Here is a 19107-nt window from a genome sequence, read left to right as displayed (position 1 = left end):
CCGCAAAGCCTTTGTGACTGTCCAGTTCTATGCAGTAGGCAGCACGATTAGCGAGGATTGCGCAAAGTATGTGACCAAGTGGCGTGGTCTGGTCATTGGCAACACGATCCATAAAACACAGGAGGGCAAATGTGGGAGGGGGCTTGCCCCTGATAGCGGTGGATCAGCTACAGATACTGAGCCTGACACACTGCTTTCGGGGGCAAGCCCCCTCCCACATTTTGATCTCCACAGTGTGATAGATCGTGCTAAACGCGGAATGCCTGCACAGCTGTGTTGAGCTGCCCACCCAGCACCAGCAGGTGTTCACCCTGGCTGCGCCCCTGCCCAATACGTAGCAGGTTGTCCTCACCTAACTGATGAATCCGCTCACTGTTATCGCGAATCTCACTCACGGCCCCACTCTGCTGCGCGGTCACATCGGCGATGCGCACCGCAGTCTCGGAAATCGTCTGGATCGCCCCGACGATTTCATCCAGCGCGCCATCCGCCGCCTGGGCTTGCTGGGCGGTGGCTTCGGCGTGTTCGACCTGGGCACGCATGCCTTGCACCGATTGATGGGCGGCGGTTTGCAGGCCGGCGATCAGGCCCTGGATTTCGGCGGTGGCGCCGGCGGTGCGTTGGGCCAGGGAGCGAACCTCGTCGGCCACCACGGCGAAACCACGCCCGGCTTCACCGGCACGGGCGGCTTCGATGGCGGCGTTAAGGGCCAGCAGGTTGGTCTGGTCGGCAATCGAGCGAATCACCGTAAGCACACCGCCGATGGTGGCGGATTCTTCTGCGAGTTTCTCGATCATCTGCGCATTTTGCTGCACTTCACCCACCAGGGCATGCAGCCCGGTCAGGCTCAGGCCGATCACCCGCTGGCCTTGCTCCACCGCCTGGCCGGCGCTGCGACTGGCGCCGGCGGCCTGGCTGGCATCACCGGCTACCTGCTGGATGGTGGCTTCCAGTTCGCCCAGGGAATCACGGATCTGCGCGGTGTCGCCGGCCTGGCGTTCGGCGCCGTCGTGCAGGCCGCTGCTCAGTTCGGCCAGAGCGCGGCTGCTGCCGGCGACTTCTTCGGCGTTGCCACGAATGGTGCCCACCAGGTCCACCAGGTAGGCGCGCAAACGGTTGAGGGAGGCTTCAATAGCGTGCAGTTCACGGTTGGTCCTGCCCAAGGCAATGGGCTGGCTGAAGTCGCCTTCGGCCCAGGTAGACAAGGCCGGTGCCAGGTTGGTCAGTACGCGAGCCAGGCGGCGTTGCAGGGTGTCGATCAGCAGGGCGATCAGCAGGATCAGGCCAATCATAACGCCCTGGATGACGCGTACTTCGCCCTGGATCCTGGCGTGTTGCGCGCGCACCACCGGCTCCAGGCCGGCGATGGCTTGCTGCACGCTGGCGATTTTCAGCTGGGTGCCGGCGGCGAGGTCGGCGCGTTGCTGGATCTGCTCGCGGGTGCGCTGGAGTTCGGCAGGGTAGCGGGTCAGCAGGCTGTTGAGTTCGCGCTTGAGGTCGACGCCAGTGTCCTGGGCTTCGGTTTTTTCGGTGTTTTCCAGGCCCATCAGTGCAGAGAAATCGTCGGTGTTGGATTCGGCGCTGGCCTTTACCCCAAGCAACGGCAATTGCCCCAGCAGGTCGGCTTGGGTGCGGATATTGGCGATCTCTCGTTCCACCTCATCGGCCAGCTCGGCGCGGCCACTGCTCACCAGCTTGTCCCGGGCCAGGGACAGCTTGCCCAGATGCTGCGAGGCGGCGAGCAGCGCTGGCAGGTAGCGCGCTGCATCGGCGCTATTGACGCTGCTGGCGTATTGGCTCAGTTGCTCCAGGTTTGCCCCCAGTTCGCGTTCGGCCTGCAACAGCAGCGCTTGCGGGTCGCCGGCCAGTTTGCCGGCGGCCAGAAGGTCTGTCTTGCTGAAGGTTTCCAGGTCCGCCAGGCTGGGGCGCAGGGTTTGCGCCAGCTCGGCCGGCAGCTCGGCGAGTTGCTGCAACAGGCTTTCCAGGCTCTGGCTGGCAGCGCTCAGGCGCAGGGCATCGCCGCTGGCCAGGTAGTCGTCGATATTACGTGCAGCCTGGTTTTGAAACACCTGGGACAGGCCCAGGTAGCGCTCCATCAATAAATACGGACGCTCCAGCGCCCGTTGCGACCACCAAAGCGTCGCGCCGAGGGCCAGGCAAACGGCGACCAGCAGAAGGGTATTGAGATTGGTCAGCAGCTTGAGGCGCATGCAGGGTTTCAACCGACGGCAAAAGATAAGTGCCTGAAGTTATTGCGCCTGCGTTACAGAGTTATGACCGATTCGGTGGATTCTGGTGAAAAGATGGCACTTTGCTTTGATGTGCGAGCCGCTTGTACACGGTTACGCCCGGCGCCCTTGGCGCGGTACAGCGCTTCATCGGCCTGAGCGGCCATCATCAGGCTGTCGGAGTCGTCGCACAGCTCCACCAGGCCGGCGCTGAAGGTGCACCACAAATCCTGGGGTTGGGCGGGGTAGTGGATTTCTGCAAAGCGCCCGCGGATATCGTCCAGCACCTTGCAGGCCGATTCCAGGTCGGTGTCGGGCATGACGATGGCGAATTCTTCACCGCCATAACGGCCTATATAGTCGGTCTTGCGCAGACGCTGCTTGAGAAACAGCGCCAGGCTCTTGATCACGCGATCGCCCATGGGGTGGCCGTGGCTGTCATTGACCCGCTTGAAGTGGTCGATATCCAGCATGGCAAAGCTCAGCGGCTTGTTTTCGCGGCGGGCGCGGAAGCTGCAGTCTTCGAGCAATTGCAGGATATGCGTATGGTTGTATAGCCCGGTCAGGCTGTCGCGCACCATCCGTGCCTTCAAGTTACGCGCACGCGCTGCGCGGTTGCGCACGGTGGTGATCAGGTGGCGCGGCTTGATCGGCTTGGTGAGGAAGTCGTCGCCGCCTTCACTCATCGCGTCCAGTTGTTTATCCAGGTCGTCTTCGGCCGACAGGTAGATGATCGGCACGCTGACATAGCGGTCGTTATGGCGGATCACCTTGGCCAGTTCGGTGCCGGTACAGGCAGGCATATACATGTCGAGGATGATCAGGTCGGGCTGGAAATCCGCCAGCTCGGCCATGGCCTGGATCGGTTCGATCAAGGTGCGGGTGACAATGCCGGCGCTGTTGAGCAGGCGTTCTGTATGCAGCGCCTGGGCCCGCGAGTCATCAATGATCAGCACCTTGTACGGCTCGTACTGGGCAATGCACGTGAGCACTTCGATCTTTTCCAGCAGGCTGGAGGCTTCCAGGGTGCCGGTGAGGAATTCCTCGCCGCCAGCGCGCACGGCGGCCAGGCGTGTCGGGGTGTCGGTTTCGTGCAGGCTGAAAAACAGCAGCGGCAGCTTTTGCTCCAGGCCCTCCTGGGCTTCGGCCGCGAGCTTGAGGCCCAGGCCTGTGCCGCAGAAGTCCACATCCATGACAATCGCTGACGGCAGGCGCTCGGCCATGGAAGCGCGAAAGGCCGCGACACTGTCCAGGGACTGGGCGCTCATGCCAAAGAATTCCAGCTGCTTGGCCAGGCGCTCGGCGCGATCATAGTCAGCGAGCATCACGTAGATGGGCTTGCGCATCGGCGGCAGGAAGGTTTGCTCAAGTTGATCGCCCTGGCGCAGGCCGGTGCGGGACAAGCGCTGCATCAAGCGGTTGAGCTCGGTAATCAACTGGCTGCTCAGGCGGCCGCGGTTTTCGTCCACGGCTTGCAGGGATTCACCGATATGCCGGGCCAGCTGGCTGTGTTCGGGCTGTTCGAAACGCTCGGCAAAGCGCAGCAGGCGCAGGTTGGCTTCGCTGAGCTCGGAGAAATCGGCGTTGGACCATTCGCTACGCTGCAGGCGCTGCCAGATCTCAAGAATTTGACGTGCCTGATGAATTACCCGCTGGGCAAAATGCTGCTTGAGCCGCTCGCGGCTGGGGTCTTCTGGCTCGGTCATATCCTGACTACTGTGAGGGTGCATGCTGAGGTCGACTGATGGCTCTATGCTAGCACCTCTTGTCTATTGCATGAGTGTCATACGTCAATTAAGTACGTGCGCCCGGCATTCGGTTATCGACCTGCTGGTCGCACAGCGTAAAAAGCGTGCATCCTTTATAGTCGAATCGCCGTTGTGCGCCACTTTCGCGGAAAAGCCCCGCACCGATGGGCACGATGGGGTAGGGTTGTGGTCGGAGTGTGTGAACGCACCCGGACAATTGACGTGCATGAACTCAAGTGATTGAAAGGATATCGCCATGCTGGACTGGAAAAACCGTGCAGGCAGTGCCAAAGGCCCCGCCCCTGAGCCCAAGTCGGCCAACCGCAGCTATTTTCGCAACCTGCTGATGAGCCGAGCCTTGCTCAGCGTGATCTGCTTGTACCTGCTGGTCACCGGTGGCCTGGGTTGGTACTGGAGCCAGGAGCCGGCGCTGTTTCCGGTCCAGCAAAACGCCCAGCTTGCCGCCGAGAAGGAAGGCAAGCAGATGGTGGTGGGCTACACCACCGTCGAGACCCTCAAGACCGTGGTCGGCACTCTGCTGAACAAGCCTGGCGGCTACATTTCCAATGATCGTTTCCCACCTGGCTTGTGGATGGACAACATGCCGAGCTGGGAATATGGCGTGCTGGTGCAGGTCCGTGACCTGACCCGTGCCCTGCGTAAAGATTTTGCCCGCTCACAGTCGCAGTCGGCTGAAGACGCCGATCTGGCCAAGGCTGAGCCGCGCTTCAACTTTGATAACAAGAGCTGGGTGCTGCCATCCAGTGAGTCGGAATACCAGGAAGGCATCAATTCCTTGAGCCGCTACGAAGCGCGCCTGTCTGACCCGAACCAGCGCGGCGCGCTGTTTTATGCGCGTGCCGATAACCTGAACAACTGGTTGGGCGATGTCGCCACCCGTTTGGGCTCCTTATCCCAACGCCTGTCGGCCAGCGTGGGTCGGGTCAAGCTGAACACTGCACTGAAAACCGAGGCGCTGGCGCCGGGCGAAGTGCCGCAGGTCGATGAGGAAGTGGTGGAAACCCCATGGATGCAGATCGACAACGTGTTCTACGAAGCCCGTGGCCAGGCGTGGGCCCTGTCCCATCTGCTGCGCGCCATCGAAGTCGACTTTGCTGACGTGCTGGCCAAGAAAAACGCCACCGTCAGCGTGCGCCAGATCATTCGTGAGCTGGAGGCCTCGCAGGAACCGGTTTGGAGTCCTATGATTCTCAATGGCAGTGGCTTCGGTGTACTGGCGAACCATTCGCTGGTGATGGCCAACTATATTTCCCGGGCAAACGCTGCAGTGATCGATTTGCGTCAGCTCCTCAACCAGGGTTGATGATGGATGCTTCCTCAAGGGAAGCCGCACACCGTGCGGCTTCCGACGCTGAACTGATCTGCTGGGTCGACGAGCAGGACAATCTGCTTGGCCACCGCGTCAGGTCTGACCTTCGTAAGCTCGGCCTGATCGGCCGTTGCACCTTTATCTTCCTGTTCAATTCCCAAGGCGAGCTGTGCGTGCATCGGCGCACCTTGAGCAAGGCGTTGTATCCCGGGTTCTGGGATACGGCGGCGGGCGGCATGGTGGCGGCCGGTGAGTCTTACGCGTTGTCGGCAGCCCGAGAGCTGGAAGAAGAGCTGGGTGTCAGCGGTGTGCCATTGATCGAGCATGACCACTTCTATTTCGAAGATGGTGACAGCCGGCTTTGGTGCAAATCTTACTCCGCGGTGTGGGATGGGCCTCTGCGGCTGCAGCCCGAAGAGGTGATGGAAGCACGGTTTTTAACCATCGAAACCATCCAGCAGGAGGCCGCACAAAAGCCCTACTGCCCGGACGCCCAAGAAGGTCTGCGGCGCTATCTGGCCTCGCGTCGCTAAAGTTGCATAAATTGGCGCCATTTGGCTCTTAGCAACCGGGCTTTTTGTCGTTACACTGCGCGCCTTTTCACCCGAACCATTTTGCGGTTCGGTAGCGCTGCCCCTGCCTGAGTGGGGCTTCGCGGTCGGTCACCGTCTTGTGCGGCGCCGATCAGTCTTCATCCTCCGAAGAGGATTGCCGGTGGCCAAAAAAGCCGCATCCTTCGCCGCCCTGGGTGGCCTGGTATTTTCCACCGACGCAGGTCGACACTGCCCGGACTGTCGTCAGCCCGTGGACGCCTGCATCTGCAAACAGACCCTGATCCCCGAAGGCGACGGTATTGCCCGTGTGCGCCGCGAGAGCAAAGGCCGTGGCGGCAAGACGGTGACCACCGTCACCGGCGTGCCTCTGGCTGAAGATGCGCTAAAGGAGCTGGCCACCACGCTGAAAAAGCGCTGTGGCACCGGTGGCGCGTTGAAAGACGGGGTTATCGAGATCCAGGGTGACCACGTCGAACTGCTGTTGGCCGAGTTGATCAAGCTCGGGTACAAGGCCAAGAAGTCCGGCGGCTGAAAGCCTCTTCCCAACCTGTATCTAAACTCTGTCCGGGGAGTGGGGTCTACCCTGTTCACAGGCAAATCGTCATTTTCATTCTTTAGACTGCGCCAGCCTCCGTGAGAGGTAGCGCCTTCGCCTTCATTTATAGGGGACTTCGATGTCCGTACGACGCACACGCAAAGACGATGGCAGCCAATGGACAGTTGCGGACAGCCGCAGTGTTTACGGGATTCGCCATTGGGGGGCCGGGTATTTCGCGATCAATGAAGCCGGTCGCGTAGAAGTCCGTCCGAACGGCCCGAACAGCACGCCCGTCGACCTCTATGAGCAGGTCGATGAGCTGCGCAAGAGCGGCCTGTCATTGCCGCTGCTGGTGCGCTTCCCCGATATCCTGCAAGACCGCGTGCGCCAGTTGACCGGCGCCTTCGATGCCAACATCGAGCGCTTGGAATACCAGAGCAAATACACCGCGTTGTACCCGATCAAGGTGAACCAGCAGGAAGCGGTGATCGAGAACATCATCGCCACCCAGAACGTCTCCATCGGCCTGGAAGCCGGCTCCAAGCCTGAGCTGCTGGCGGTGCTGGCCCTGGCGCCGAAGGGCGGCACCATCGTCTGCAACGGTTATAAAGACCGCGAGTTCATCCGCCTGGCGCTGATGGGCCAGAAGCTCGGCCACAATGTGTTCATCGTGATCGAGAAGGAATCCGAAGTTGAACTGGTGATCGAAGAGGCGGCGAGCCTCAAGGTCAAGCCCCAGGTCGGCCTGCGCGTGCGCTTGTCGTCCCTGGCGTCGAGCAAATGGGCGGACACCGGTGGCGAGAAATCCAAGTTCGGTCTGTCGGCGGCACAGCTGCTGTCGGTGGTCGAGCGCTTCCGCGCCGCCGGCCTGGACCAGGGCATCCGCCTGCTGCACTTCCACATGGGCTCGCAGATCGCCAACCTGGCCGACTACCAGCACGGGTTCAAGGAAGCCATCCGTTACTACGGCGAACTGCGCAATCTTGGACTGCCGGTGGACCATATCGACGTCGGCGGCGGACTGGGTGTGGACTACGACGGTACCCACTCGCGTAACGCCAGCTCGATCAACTACGACATGGACGACTACGCCGGCGTGGTCGTGGGCATGCTCAAGGAATTCTGCGATGCGCAGAGCCTGCCGCACCCGAACATCTTCTCCGAAAGCGGCCGCTCCCTGACCGCTCACCACGCCATGCTGGTGGTGCAGGTGACGGACGTCGAGAAACACAACGACGAAATCCCGCTCATCGAAAACAAGGAAAGCCTGCCGGAAACCGTGCAATGGCTGGTGGACCTGCTGGGCCCGACCGACATCGAGATGGTCACCGAAACCTACTGGCGCGCCACCCACTACATGAGCGACGTGGCCACCCAGTACGCCGATGGCAAGCTGACCCTGGCGGAAAAAGCCCTGGCCGAACAGTGCTACTTCGCCGTGTGCCGCCGCCTGCACAACTCGCTGAAAGCCCGCCAGCGCTCGCACCGCCAGGTGCTGGACGAACTCAACGACAAGCTGGCCGACAAGTACATCTGCAACTTCTCGGTGTTCCAGAGCCTGCCGGATACCTGGGCCATCGGCCAGGTCCTGCCGATCCTGCCGCTGCATCGCCTCGACGAAGAGCCGCTGCGCCGTGCGGTATTGCAGGACTTGACCTGCGACTCCGACGGCAAGATCAAGCAATACGTCGACGAGCAGAGCATCGAGACCAGCTTGCCGGTGCACGCCTTGAACGAAGGCGAGGACTACCTGCTGGGCATCTTCCTGGTGGGCGCTTACCAGGAAATCCTCGGTGACATGCACAACCTGTTCGGTGACACCGACTCGGTGAACATCTACCAGCGTGAAGACGGCTCGGTGTACAGCGCCGGGATCGAGACCCACGACACCATCGAAGACATGCTGCGCTATGTGCACTTGTCGCCGGAGGAGTTGATGACCCATTACCGCGACAAGTGTGCGAGTGCGAAGATCTCCGCGTCTGAGCGTACCCAGTTCCTGGATGCGTTGCGCCTGGGCTTGACCCGTTCTTCGTACCTGTCCTCGTAATATATGTGGGAGGGGGCTTGCTCCCGATAGCGGTGGATCAGTCAATGAATCTGTTGACTGACACTCAGCTATCGGGAGCAAGCCCCCTCCCACATTTGGATCTGCATTCCTTCAGTTTGCTCCCAGCCACAGCCCTTGCCGATTCAAGCGCCAGGCTATCGCCCAGAGTGTCAGGCTGCGCACCGCCATGAACAGCAGGAAGGTTACCCACAACCCGTGGTTACCCAACCCCTGCAACGCCCAGGCAACCGGCAGCACCAACACCACCGTCAGCAACATCCCATTGCGCATCTCCCGCGCACGCGTTGCGCCGATAAACAGGCCATCGAGCAAGTAACTCCACACCGCAATCAACGGCAGTGTCGCGAGGTAAGGCAGGTAGATGTCGGCCGTTTCGCGCACGCTGGGAATGTCTGTTTGCATGGCGATAAACAGATGGCCGCCGAAGGTGAACAGCAGGGCGAAGCCGATGCTGGCGATCAGTGACCAGCCGCAGGCAACCACCAACGAGCGGCGCAATGCCTGGCGGTCATGGGCACCAATGGCGTGGCCGCACAGGGCTTCGACGGCGTGAGCCAGGCCATCCAGCGCATGGGCCGTCAGCAACAGGCCATTGAGCAACAAGGCGTTGGCGGCGACCGTGGCATCCCCCAGCCGTGCGCCTTGCACCGTGATCATGAAGAACACCGACTGCAAGGCCAGGCTGCGGATGAAGATGTCGCGGTTGACCGCCAGCAACGGCCGCCAGCTTTGCCAGCGTTTGAGCGCGGCCCAGGCGATATGACCGGGGTAGGCGCGCAGGGCTTTTTGCGTGAGGGCCAGGCCAAGCAGGGCGCCGGTCCATTCAGCGATCACCGAGGCGCGGGCAGAGCCGACCACGCCCCAGTCCAGGTCGAGTACAAACCACAGGTTAAGTGCAATGTTGACCAGGTTGGTGGTTAGCAGAATCGCCAACGGCGCGCGGGCGTTTTGGGTGCCGAGGAACCAGCCGACCAGTGCGTAGCTGGCCAGGGCTGCCGGCAGGCCGAACAGGCGGGTGTGGAAGAATTCGCGGGTCAGTTGGTTCAGTTCAGGGGAGGGCTGCATCCATTCCAAAGCCAGATGGCTCAGGGGAACACCTACCGTACCCAGCAACGTCGCCAACCCCAGCGCCAGCAGCAAGCCTTGCAACAGGATTTGCCGCAGCGCCGCCCCATCGTTGCGCCCGGCGGCCTGGGCGGCGAACCCGGTGGAACCCATGCGCAGAAAACCCATGGCCCACGCCAGGAAGGTATACAGGCTGGCGCCGACGGCCACGGCGCCCAGTTGATGGGCGTGGGGCAGGTGGCCGATGACCATGCTGTCGACCAGGGCCACCAGCGGCACGGAGATATTCGACAGGATCATCGGCGCGGCCAGAGCCCAGACGCGGCGATGGGTGGGGCGGTGGCGCCAGTCGGCGAGCAGGGCGGTCATGAAGGCTCCTTGGTGGAGCGGGCATTGTACCTGCCCACCAGATTCAATGTGGGAGGGGGCTTGCTCCCGATAGCGGTGTGTCAGTCACTAATATTCTGACTGATCCACTGCCATCGGGAGCAAGCCCCCTCCCACATTTTGATCTCCAGTGGCTGTGGGGTTTGGTTTAGTCTGGAAGGCACTCAGAACCAACCCTCCCTCCGTCGGTCAATGTGATCAGCGCCACAGCGGCTTGGCCTGCGCTGATATATAGTTCACCCCTCGGTTCCCTCTGACTATGAGTGCCTCATGCTTAACAAAGGACTGTTCCTCGCTTGCGCGCTGGCCCTGCTGAGCGCCTGTGATTCTTCCGATAAACCGGCTGCACCGACGGCTCCCCCCGCGCCAAGCGTAGCGCCTGCACCTGCCAAGGCGGTGGTGGACGTAGCGGCGTTGAAGCAGCGCTATGCCGGGCGTGAGCTGAGTGTGGTGGACGTGTCCGAAGTGCAACTGGATGGGGCCAGCACTTTATCGGTGAGCTTTTCCATTCCCCTGGACCCGGAGCAGAAATTCGCCGATAAATTGCACTTGGTGGACAGCAAGTCCGGCAAGGTCGATGGCGCCTGGGAGCTCTCGGATAACCTCATGGAGCTGCGCCTGCGCCACCTGGAACCGCAGCGCAAGCTGGTGCTGACAGTGGACGCCGGGTTGAAGGCGGTCAACGACAACCAGCTCGCCGCCGAATACACCGCCCGCCTGCAAACCCGCGACCTGCAAGCCACCGTCGGCTTCGCCAGCCGAGGTACGCTGCTGCCGACGCGCCTGGCCGAGGGCCTGCCGGTGATCGCGCTGAATGTCGACAAGATCGACGTCGAATTCTTCCGTATCAAGCCCGAATCCCTGCCGTCGTTCCTGGCGCAGTGGGGGCGCAATACCAGCCTGCAAAGCTATGAGTCCCGGGAACTGCTGCCGATGGCCGACCTGGTGTACGGCGGGCGCTTCGACTTGAACCCGGCGCGCAATACCCGCGAAACCTTATTGCTGCCGATTGCCGGCCTCAAGCAGTTGCAGCAGCCGGGCGTGTACCTGGCGGTGATGCGTGCTTCGGGCACTTACAACTATTCGCAACCGGCCACGTTGTTTACCTTGAGCGATATTGGCCTGTCGGTGCACCGCTACGCCAACCGCCTGGATGTGTTTACCCAGGCGTTGGAAGGCGGCAAGGCGCTGAACGACGTTGAGCTGGAAATCCTCGATGCCGAAGGCCGCGTGCTTGGCCAGGGCAAGACCGAAGACGGTGGCCACGCCGAGCTGGCGCTGCCGAAAAAAGCCCAGGTGCTGCTGGCAAAACTGGGTGAACAGACCAGCCTGTTGCGCCTGGATAGCGCCGCGCTGGACCTCGCCGAGTTCGATATCGGTGGGCAACCGTCCCACCCGTTGCAATTCTTTGTGTTCGGCCCGCGTGACCTGTATCGCCCCGGCGAAACCGTGCTGCTCAATGCGTTGTTGCGCGACAAGGATGGCAACGCGGTCAAGCCGCAGCCGGTGAGTGTCGAAGTCCGCCGTCCAGATGAACAGGTGAGCCGCAAATTCGTATGGGAGGCCGATGCCTCCGGCTTGTATCAATACCCGCTGCAACTGGCCGGCGAAGCGCCGACCGGGCGCTGGCAGTTGGTGTTCGACCTGGGCGATGGCAAACCGCAGCTCTATGAGTTCCTCGTCGAAGACTTCCTGCCCGAACGCCTGGCACTGGAACTCAAAGGCAGTGACACGGCACTGAGCCCGGCGGATAACGCGGTTATCCAGGTCAACGGCCGCTATCTGTATGGCGCGCCGGCATCCGGCAATCGGGTCAGTGGCCAGGTCTATGTGCGCCCGCTGCGTGAAGCGGTCAAATCCCTGCCTGGCTATCAGTTCGGCTCCGTCACCGAAGAAGAACTGAGCCAGGATTTCGAATTGGACGAAAGCGTACTCGACGCCAACGGCGAGGAGGCGCTGACCCTGGAAAGCAAATGGGCCGAGGCCAAGTCGCCGCTGCAATTGATTGTTCAGGCCAGCCTGCAAGAGTCGGGCGGGCGGCCGATCACTCGGCGCTTGGTGCAGCCGATCTGGCCGGCCGAGCAATTGCCGGGCCTGCGCGGGCTGTTTGATGGCAAGGAAACCAATGGCGATGGCCCGGTGGAATTCGAAGTGCTGGTGGCCAACCAGGACGGGCAGAAACTCGCCGCCCAAGGCCTCAAGGTGCGCCTGGTGCGCGAGCGCCGTGACTACTACTGGAACTACTCCGACAACGACGGCTGGAGCTACCACTACAACGAGAAATTCCTCAACCTCGACGAGCAGACCCTGGACATCAAGGCCGGTGACACCGCCAAGGTCAGCTTCCAGGTGGAGTGGGGCCCTTACCGGGTTGAAGTTGAAGACCCGCAGACCGGACTGGTCAGCAGCGTGCGTTTCTGGGCCGGCTACCAGGCCCAGGACAACACCGAAGGCGGCGCCGTGCGCCCCGACCAGGTCAAGCTGGCACTGGATAAACCCGCCTATGGCGACGGCGATACCGCCAACGTCACTGTCACCCCGCCGGCTGCCGGTAAGGGCTACCTGCTGGTGGAATCTGCCGAAGGCCCGCTGTGGTGGCAGGAAATCGACGTGCCGGCCGAAGGCAAGAGCTTTGCGGTCAAGCTCGACCCGAAATGGTCGCGCCATGATCTGTATGTGAGCGCCCTGGTGATCCGTCCCGGCGAGCGCAAAGCCAATATCACCCCCAAGCGCGCCGTGGGCCTGTTGCACCTGCCGCTGGACCGCACACAGCGCAAGCTCGGCCTGACCCTCACTGCGCCGGAAAAAATGCGCCCCAAACAACCGCTGACGGTGAAGATCGCCGCCAGGAATGCCGATGGCAGCGTACCGAAACAGGTGCATGTGCTGCTGGCGGCGGTGGACGTGGGCATTCTCAATATCACCGAATACCCCACGCCCGATCCCTACTCCAGCCTGTTCGGCCGCAAAGCCTATGGTGTCGATCAGTTCGACATCTACGGCCAACTGATCGAAGCCGGCCAGGGGCGCCTGGCCAGCCTGGCGTTTGGTGGTGACGCGGCATTGGCCAAGGGCGGCAAGCGCCCGGACACCAGCGTGACCATCGTCGCCCTGCAAAGCGCGCCGGTGACACTGAACGAAAAAGGCGAGGGCGAAGTCAGCGTCAACATCCCCGACTTCAACGGTGAACTGCGCCTGATGGCCCAGGCCTGGAGCGATGATCGCTACGGAATGGCCGAAGGCAAGACGGTGATCGCCGCACCGCTGATCGCCGAATTGTCGGCGCCGCGCTTCCTCGCGGGAGGCGACCAGACCACTTTGGCCCTGGACCTCTCCAACCTGTCGGGCAAGGCGCAGAAGCTCGATGTGCAATTGACCGCCGAAGGGCAGTTGGAGCTGGTCAACGGCGGCGCCCAAGCGGTTGAACTCAAGCAAGGCCAGCGCACCACCCTGCGCATCCCGGTGAAAGCCTGGGGCGGTCTGGGCCAGGGCAAAATCAAGGTCAGCGTGAACGGCCTGGACCTGCCGGGGGAAAACCTGCCGCCATTCAGTCGCGAATGGACCTTGGGCGTGCGCCCAGCGTATCCGGCGCTGCTCAAGCACTACCGCGCAGTGCTCAAGGATCAGCCATGGAGCCTGCCCGCCGGTACGCTGGACCAGTTCGATGCCTCCGGGCGCGAAGCGCTGTTGAGCCTGTCGAGCCGTCCACCGTTGAACCTGGGGGCACAGATCAGCGCACTCAAGGCCTACCCTTATGGTTGCCTGGAGCAAACCGCCAGCGGCCTGTACCCATCGTTGTATGCTGATGACGCACTGCTCAAGCGCCTGAGCATCAAGGGCGAGCCGGATGCCGAGCGCAAGCGCAAGATCGAGCTGGGCATCGAACGCCTGCTGGGCATGCAGCGCTACAACGGCAGCTTTGGTTTGTGGGGCGCCGACGGCGAGGAAGAATATTGGCTGACCGCGTATGTCACCGACTTCCTGCTGCGTGCCCGCGACCAGGGTTTTGCCGTACCGCCTGAAGCCTTGAAGAAGGCCAGCGAGCGCCTGTTGCGTTATGTGCAGGAGCGCAACCTGATCGAAGTCGACTACAGCGACAACGCCGAGCACACGCGGTTTGCCGTGCAGGCTTACGCCGGCATGGTGCTGGCGCGCAGTCAGCAGGCGCCGTTGGGAGCGTTGCGCAGCCTGTTCGAGCGGCGCAGCGATGCGCGCTCCGGGTTGCCGCTGGTGCAGTTGGCCATCGCCCTGCAGAAAATGGGCGATCAACCGCGTGCGGATCAGGCGTTGTTGGCCGGTTTGGCGGCACAGCGCGGTAGCAAAGAATGGCTGGCCGACTATGGTAGCCCATTGCGTGACCAGGCGATGATCCTGGCATTGCTGGAAGAAAATGACTTGGCCAAGGGCCAACGTGAAGAGCGTTTGTTCACCCTGTCGGACCAGTTGGCCGCCAGCCCATACCTATCGACTCAGGAGCGTAACTCCCTGTTCCTCGCCGGGCGCCTCGGGTTTGCCAAGCCGGAAGCCAACTGGCAAGTGTCGCTCACCGGCAGCGGCGGGGCGCATGAGTTGAATAACCAGCAATCGACCCTGGCGTTGGACGGCAAGCTGCTGTCCAGCGACCTGGCCTTGAGCAATCAGGGCGAAGCGCCGGTGTATCAGCAATTGACGGTCTCGGGTTATCCACAAGTGCCGCCGGCTGCCGGTGGCGAAAACCTTAGTATCCGCCGCGAATACCTGGGCATGAACGGCCAGCCGCTCGACCTGCGTAGCCTCGCCAGCGGCGACCTGGTGCTGGTGCACCTGGCCGTCAGCGCCAAGCAGCGTGTGCCGGATGCCCTGGTGGTAGACCTGCTCCCCGCCGGCCTGGAACTGGAAAACCAGAACCTGGCCCAAAGCGCGGCCAGCCTGGAAAACGCCAGTAGCCAGGTGAAGCAGTGGCGCGAGTCGATGCAGAACGCATCGCTCAAGCATCAGGAGTTCAGGGATGATCGTTATGTGGCGGCCATGAGTCTGGACGGTTATGGCACCACGCACTTGCTGTACTTGGCGCGGGCGGTGACGCCGGGAATCTATCGCGTGCCGCCGCCGCAGGTGGAGTCGATGTATCGGCCGAACTGGCAGGCGGTGGGCGAGACGCCGGTGGATATGGTGATCAAGGGCCGCTGAATTGCTCAAGTTGAAATGGGGACTACTGTGGGAGGGGGCTTGCTCCCGATGGCAGTGGGTCAGTCAAAATGTCATTGGCTGACACTCAGCTATTGGGAGCAAGCCCCCTCCCACAAGGGATTGGGGCTGTCAGTTAAATCAGTGCACAACCCAACTGAGCAACCACAGGCCCAGCAGCAGCCAGATGATGCCCATGATGATCGAGGCGCGCATAAAGGCGCGTACCGCCGAGTACAGCAAGAGCAGGCCAACGATCAGGGTGATGATGCTGATGATCGAGGTGTCCATGCCCAAGGTGCGCGACAGGCCATCGATAAAGTTGCCGCCGGCGTGGGTCAAGGCCCCGAACAACCCACTGAGTCCGTCGACGATGAACCGGATGACGGAGCCGAGCGCCTGGCCCAACCATTCGAAAAAGCTTTCTACCTGCATGTGCGTGTCCTGAATAAGAAGGTGGGCGTGACTGTGCCTTTGGTCGTTATTGCCACAGGCTAGTTCCCTACAAGCATAGAGGTTTGCCCGCTTGAATTTGCGTTTTGTTGCCCGCTGGACCCTGGCGAGCCTGCTGTTGGTGATTGCCTTGCTGTGGCTGGCTGATCGGATCTGGCCATTGCCCTTGCCCCAGGACGACCTGGCCCGGGTGGTGTTGGCCGAGGATGGCACACCACTGTGGCGTTTTGCCGATGCCAATGGGGTGTGGCGCTATCCGGTGCATACCAGCGAAGTGTCGCCGTATTATCTCGATGCATTGCTCACTTACGAAGACCGCTGGTTCTACCAGCATCCCGGGGTCAACCCGTTGGCGCTGGTGCGGGCGACGTGGCAAAACCTTACAGGTGCGCGGGTGGTCTCCGGCGGCAGCACCTTATCGATGCAAGTGGCGCGTTTGCTCGACCCGCATTCGCGCACCCTGCACGGCAAGTTGCGTCAGCTGTGGCGCACTGCGCAGTTGGAGTGGCACCTCTCCAAGGACGAAATCCTCAACCTGTACCTGAACAGAGCGCCGTTCGGCGGTACGTTGCAGGGTGTGGCGGCGGCGAGTTGGGCGTACCTGGGCAAGTCGCCTGCACAACTGACTCACGCCGAAGCCGCCTTGCTCGCGGTATTGCCCCAGGCGCCCAGCCGTTTGCGCCCGGATCGTCATCCGCAGCGCGCCCAGGAGGCTCGCGACAAGGTGCTGCGCCGCCTCGCCGAGTTCAAGGTATGGCCGCAATCGGCGGTCGATGAAGCCCTGGAAGAACCGCTGCTGCTCGCACCGCGCCTGGAGCCGAGCCTGGCGCCGTTGTTGGCGCGCCGCCTCAATCGCCCGGACAGTCCGCCGCTGATCCGCACCACCCTGGATGCCACCTTGCAACGACGTCTCGAAGACCTGCTGCTGGGCTGGCGCGCACGGCTGCCGGAACACACCTCGGCAGCGATCCTGGTGGTGGAGGAAGAAAGCATGGCGGTGCGTGCCTACCTGGGCTCGGTGGATATCAACGACACCAAGCGCTTTGGCCATGTGGACATGATCAGCGCGCTGCGTTCGCCCGGCTCCACGTTGAAACCCTTCCTGTATGGCATGGCCCTGGACGATGGCCTGATTCACTCCGAATCGCTGTTGCAGGACGTGCCTAGGCGTTATGGCGATTACCGGCCGGGCAATTTTTCCATGGGCTTTACCGGGGCGGTGCCGGCGAGCACGGCCCTGTCCAGCTCGTTGAACCTGCCGGCGGTGCAATTGCTGGAAGCGTACGGGCCCAAGCGCTTTGCCGCACAGATGCGCATCGGCGGCATGCCGCTGGCATTGCCGGCGCTGGCCGAGCCGAACCTGGCGCTGATCCTCGGCGGCGCGGGCAGTCGCCTGGAAGACCTGGTGAGCGGCTATAGCGCCTTGGCCCGCGACGGCAAGAGCGCCACCCTGCGACTGCAGCCGGACGATACCCTCAGGGAACGGCCACTGCTGTCACCCGGGGCGGCCTGGATTGTGCGGCGCATCCTCAGCGGCCAGGCACGGCCCGATCGCGACCCGCGTGCCGAGCTGGTGCAGCGCCCGGTGCTGGCGTGGAAAACCGGTACCAGCTATGGCTTTCGCGATGCCTGGGCAATTGGCGTAGGGCCGCGTTATTTGATCGGTGTATGGATCGGCCGGCCGGATGGCACGCCCGTCCCCGGCCAGTTCGGCCTGGCGTCGGCGGCGCCGTTGATGTTGCAGGTACATGACGTACTGACCAACCGCGACAGTCAGCGCGGCATCAGCGCGCCGGTCAAACCGGTGCCGGCGAATATCGGCGTGGCGGCAATCTGTTGGCCGCTGGGCCAGCCCATGAGCCGCAGCGACCCCAACTGTCGGCGCCAGCGGTTTGCCTGGACCCTGGACAACACCACGCCGCCGACCTTGCAGGCACTGGACCAACCTTTGAGTGTGGGCTTGATGGAAAGCATCTGGGTCAACGTCAAGGGTTTGAGGGTCGACGCGCATTGCCCTGGCGCACAGGCCAAGCACATTGCCCTGTGGCCGGCGCCGCTGGAACCCTGGTTGCCAAGGATCGAGCGCCGTGAAGCACGCATCCCGGCCCCTGACCCGGACTGCCCGCCACCGGCGCTGGCTGCGTCGTCGCCGTTGTCCATCGTCGGCGTACGCGAAGGCGACCAACTGCGCTTGCCTGTTGCCAGCCAACAAACCCTGCGTCTGAAAATCTCCGCCTTGGGTGGCAGTGGTCGGCGTTGGTGGTTCCTTAATGGCGCGCCGTTGGGTGATAGCGCCAATCAGGACAGTATCAATGCCAGTTTCGAGCGGTTGGGCCGCTATCAGCTAAGCGTTCTGGATGAGGCTGGGCAGACCGCCAGGCTTGAGTTCAGTGTTGTTGATTAGGGCCTCATCGGGGGCAAGCCCCCGATGGCGGCCTTGAGCACATGACCGCTATTCACTTGCCTTCACTCCCCATCCCCCTGAAGCTATACCCATTCAGGAGTCCCCTAATGAACCTCGAACACCTCACCGAACGCCTGCACCGCATCCGCGATACCAACGATTGGAAGCAGTTCCACAGCCCGAAAAACCTGGCCATGGCCGCCAGTGTGGAAATGGCCGAACTGGTGGAAATCTTCCAGTGGCTTACCGAAGACCAGTCCCGCCAGCTTCCCGCCGATAAACTTGCCCATGCCGGCCAGGAAGTCGGCGATATCGTGTTGTACCTGCTGTTGTTGTGCAGTGAGCTGGGTCTGGACATGAACGAAGTCGTGCGTGCCAAGCTGGCCGACAGCGAGCGGCGGTTTGCCCATGAGTGATCGTCATTTCGACCAGTTGGCCACGCGTTTCGCCGAAAAAATCTACGGCGGGGCCAAGGGCGCGATTCGCCTGGCGGTGCTCCAGGCCGACCTGGCCGAGGCCTTGCCGCAGCGCCCGTTGCGCGTGCTGGATATCGGCGCGGGCCTGGGGCATATGTCGCTGTGGCTGGCCGAGCGCGGCCATCAGGTAACCTTGGCCGAGCCCGCCGCGCCGATGCTTGAAGGCGCGCGCCAGCGCTTTGCCGACGCCGGCCAGACCGCGACGTTTATCCATGCGCCGTGGCAAGACTTGCTCGGCCTACTCACCGAGCCTTACGATCTGGTGCTGTGTCATGCAGTGCTGGAATGGCTGGCCGAACCCCATGCCATTCTGCCGGTGCTGCACCAATTGACGCTGCCCGGCGGCTGGTTGTCCCTGGCGTTCTACAACCGTGATGCGTTGATCTACCGCAACCTGCTCAAAGGCCACTTCCGCAAAATGCGCAAGAACGACATGGCCGGTGAAAAGCAGAGCCTTACGCCGCAACAGCCCCTCGACCCACGGGAGTTGGCGGCGCAACTTGAAGGGATGTGGCAGGTCGAAAGCCAAAGTGGCGTGCGGGTGTTTCACGACTATATGCCGGTAGAATTCCAGGCCCGCGCCGATTTGCAGGACTTGTTGGAGATGGAGCTCGCTCACCGTCGTCACCCAAGCTTTGCCGGACTTGGGCGTTATTTGCACTGGGTCTGCCGTCCGGTTTAAGCGGA

Annotated in this window: 12 protein-coding genes; 8 read left to right on the top strand and 4 right to left on the bottom strand. The window is 62.3% G+C overall.

All coding sequences use genetic code 11. From position 1 onward, the window contains the following. Positions 1–248 precede the first annotated feature (248 nt). Both ASD70_RS17910 and ASD70_RS17905 read right to left on the bottom strand, forming a co-directional pair. Positions 249–2210: a methyl-accepting chemotaxis protein gene (locus ASD70_RS17910; RefSeq protein ID WP_056847062.1), complete on the bottom strand. Its 1962-nt coding sequence runs from the start codon at positions 2208–2210 to the stop codon at positions 249–251. Between the two features lie 53 nt (positions 2211–2263). Then, a complete protein-coding gene (locus ASD70_RS17905; protein ID WP_046070721.1) occupies positions 2264–3934 on the bottom strand; it encodes a response regulator in 1671 nt (556 codons plus the stop codon). 298 nt (positions 3935–4232) lie between these two features. Here ASD70_RS17905 and ASD70_RS17900 point away from each other — a divergent pair, with 298 nt between their 5' ends. From ASD70_RS17900 to speA, 4 genes are all read left to right on the top strand, one after another. Continuing rightward, positions 4233–5300, top strand: a complete 1068-nt coding sequence (locus ASD70_RS17900; protein ID WP_046070722.1) for a DUF2333 family protein — start codon at positions 4233–4235, stop codon at positions 5298–5300. Positions 5301–5302: 2 nt separating this feature from the next. After that, entirely contained in the window at positions 5303–5839 is a 537-nt protein-coding gene (locus ASD70_RS17895; protein ID WP_046070723.1) for an NUDIX hydrolase, read from the top strand. A 181-nt stretch (positions 5840–6020) separates the two neighbouring features. Further along, the gene (locus ASD70_RS17890; protein ID WP_056847061.1) at positions 6021–6392 is read left to right on the top strand and encodes a translation initiation factor Sui1; all 372 of its coding nucleotides are present in this window, start codon (positions 6021–6023) and stop codon (positions 6390–6392) included. 142 nt (positions 6393–6534) lie between these two features. Continuing rightward, complete coding sequence (gene speA, locus ASD70_RS17885) at positions 6535–8448, top strand: arginine decarboxylase (protein WP_046070724.1); 1914 nt, start codon at positions 6535–6537, stop codon at positions 8446–8448. 111 nt (positions 8449–8559) lie between these two features. Here speA and ASD70_RS17880 read toward each other — a convergent pair whose 3' ends face one another. Beyond that, complete coding sequence (locus ASD70_RS17880) at positions 8560–9903, bottom strand: MATE family efflux transporter (RefSeq protein ID WP_056847060.1); 1344 nt, start codon at positions 9901–9903, stop codon at positions 8560–8562. A 288-nt stretch (positions 9904–10191) separates the two neighbouring features. Between ASD70_RS17880 and ASD70_RS17875 the strand changes: the two genes are divergently transcribed. After that, positions 10192–15090, top strand: coding sequence for an alpha-2-macroglobulin (locus tag ASD70_RS17875; protein WP_056847059.1), 4899 nt, complete (start codon positions 10192–10194; stop codon positions 15088–15090). 138 nt (positions 15091–15228) lie between these two features. Here the strand turns inward: ASD70_RS17875 and ASD70_RS17870 are convergent, their stop codons facing one another. Continuing rightward, entirely contained in the window at positions 15229–15522 is a 294-nt protein-coding gene (locus ASD70_RS17870) for a hypothetical protein (protein ID WP_043049487.1), read from the bottom strand. A 91-nt stretch (positions 15523–15613) separates the two neighbouring features. Between ASD70_RS17870 and pbpC the strand changes: the two genes are divergently transcribed. The 3 genes from pbpC (at position 15614) to ASD70_RS17855 (ending at position 19102) form a co-directional block, all read left to right on the top strand. Further along, entirely contained in the window at positions 15614–17944 is a 2331-nt protein-coding gene (gene pbpC / locus ASD70_RS17865) for a peptidoglycan glycosyltransferase PbpC (protein ID WP_046070727.1), read from the top strand. Positions 17945–18051: 107 nt separating this feature from the next. After that, complete coding sequence (locus tag ASD70_RS17860; RefSeq protein ID WP_003188211.1) at positions 18052–18360, top strand: MazG-like family protein; 309 nt, start codon at positions 18052–18054, stop codon at positions 18358–18360. Beyond that, entirely contained in the window at positions 18353–19102 is a 750-nt protein-coding gene (locus tag ASD70_RS17855; protein WP_056847058.1) for a methyltransferase domain-containing protein, read from the top strand. The genes ASD70_RS17860 and ASD70_RS17855 overlap by 8 nt, the downstream gene beginning before the upstream one ends. Positions 19103–19107: the final 5 nt, after the last annotated feature.

It is taken from the genome of Pseudomonas sp. Root569 (genome assembly GCF_001427465.1).
Classification (GTDB): Bacteria; Pseudomonadota; Gammaproteobacteria; order Pseudomonadales; family Pseudomonadaceae; genus Aquipseudomonas; species Aquipseudomonas synxantha.
The sequence above is the reverse complement of the archived record's forward strand: the minus strand, read 5'-3'. Positions and strand labels throughout refer to the sequence as shown.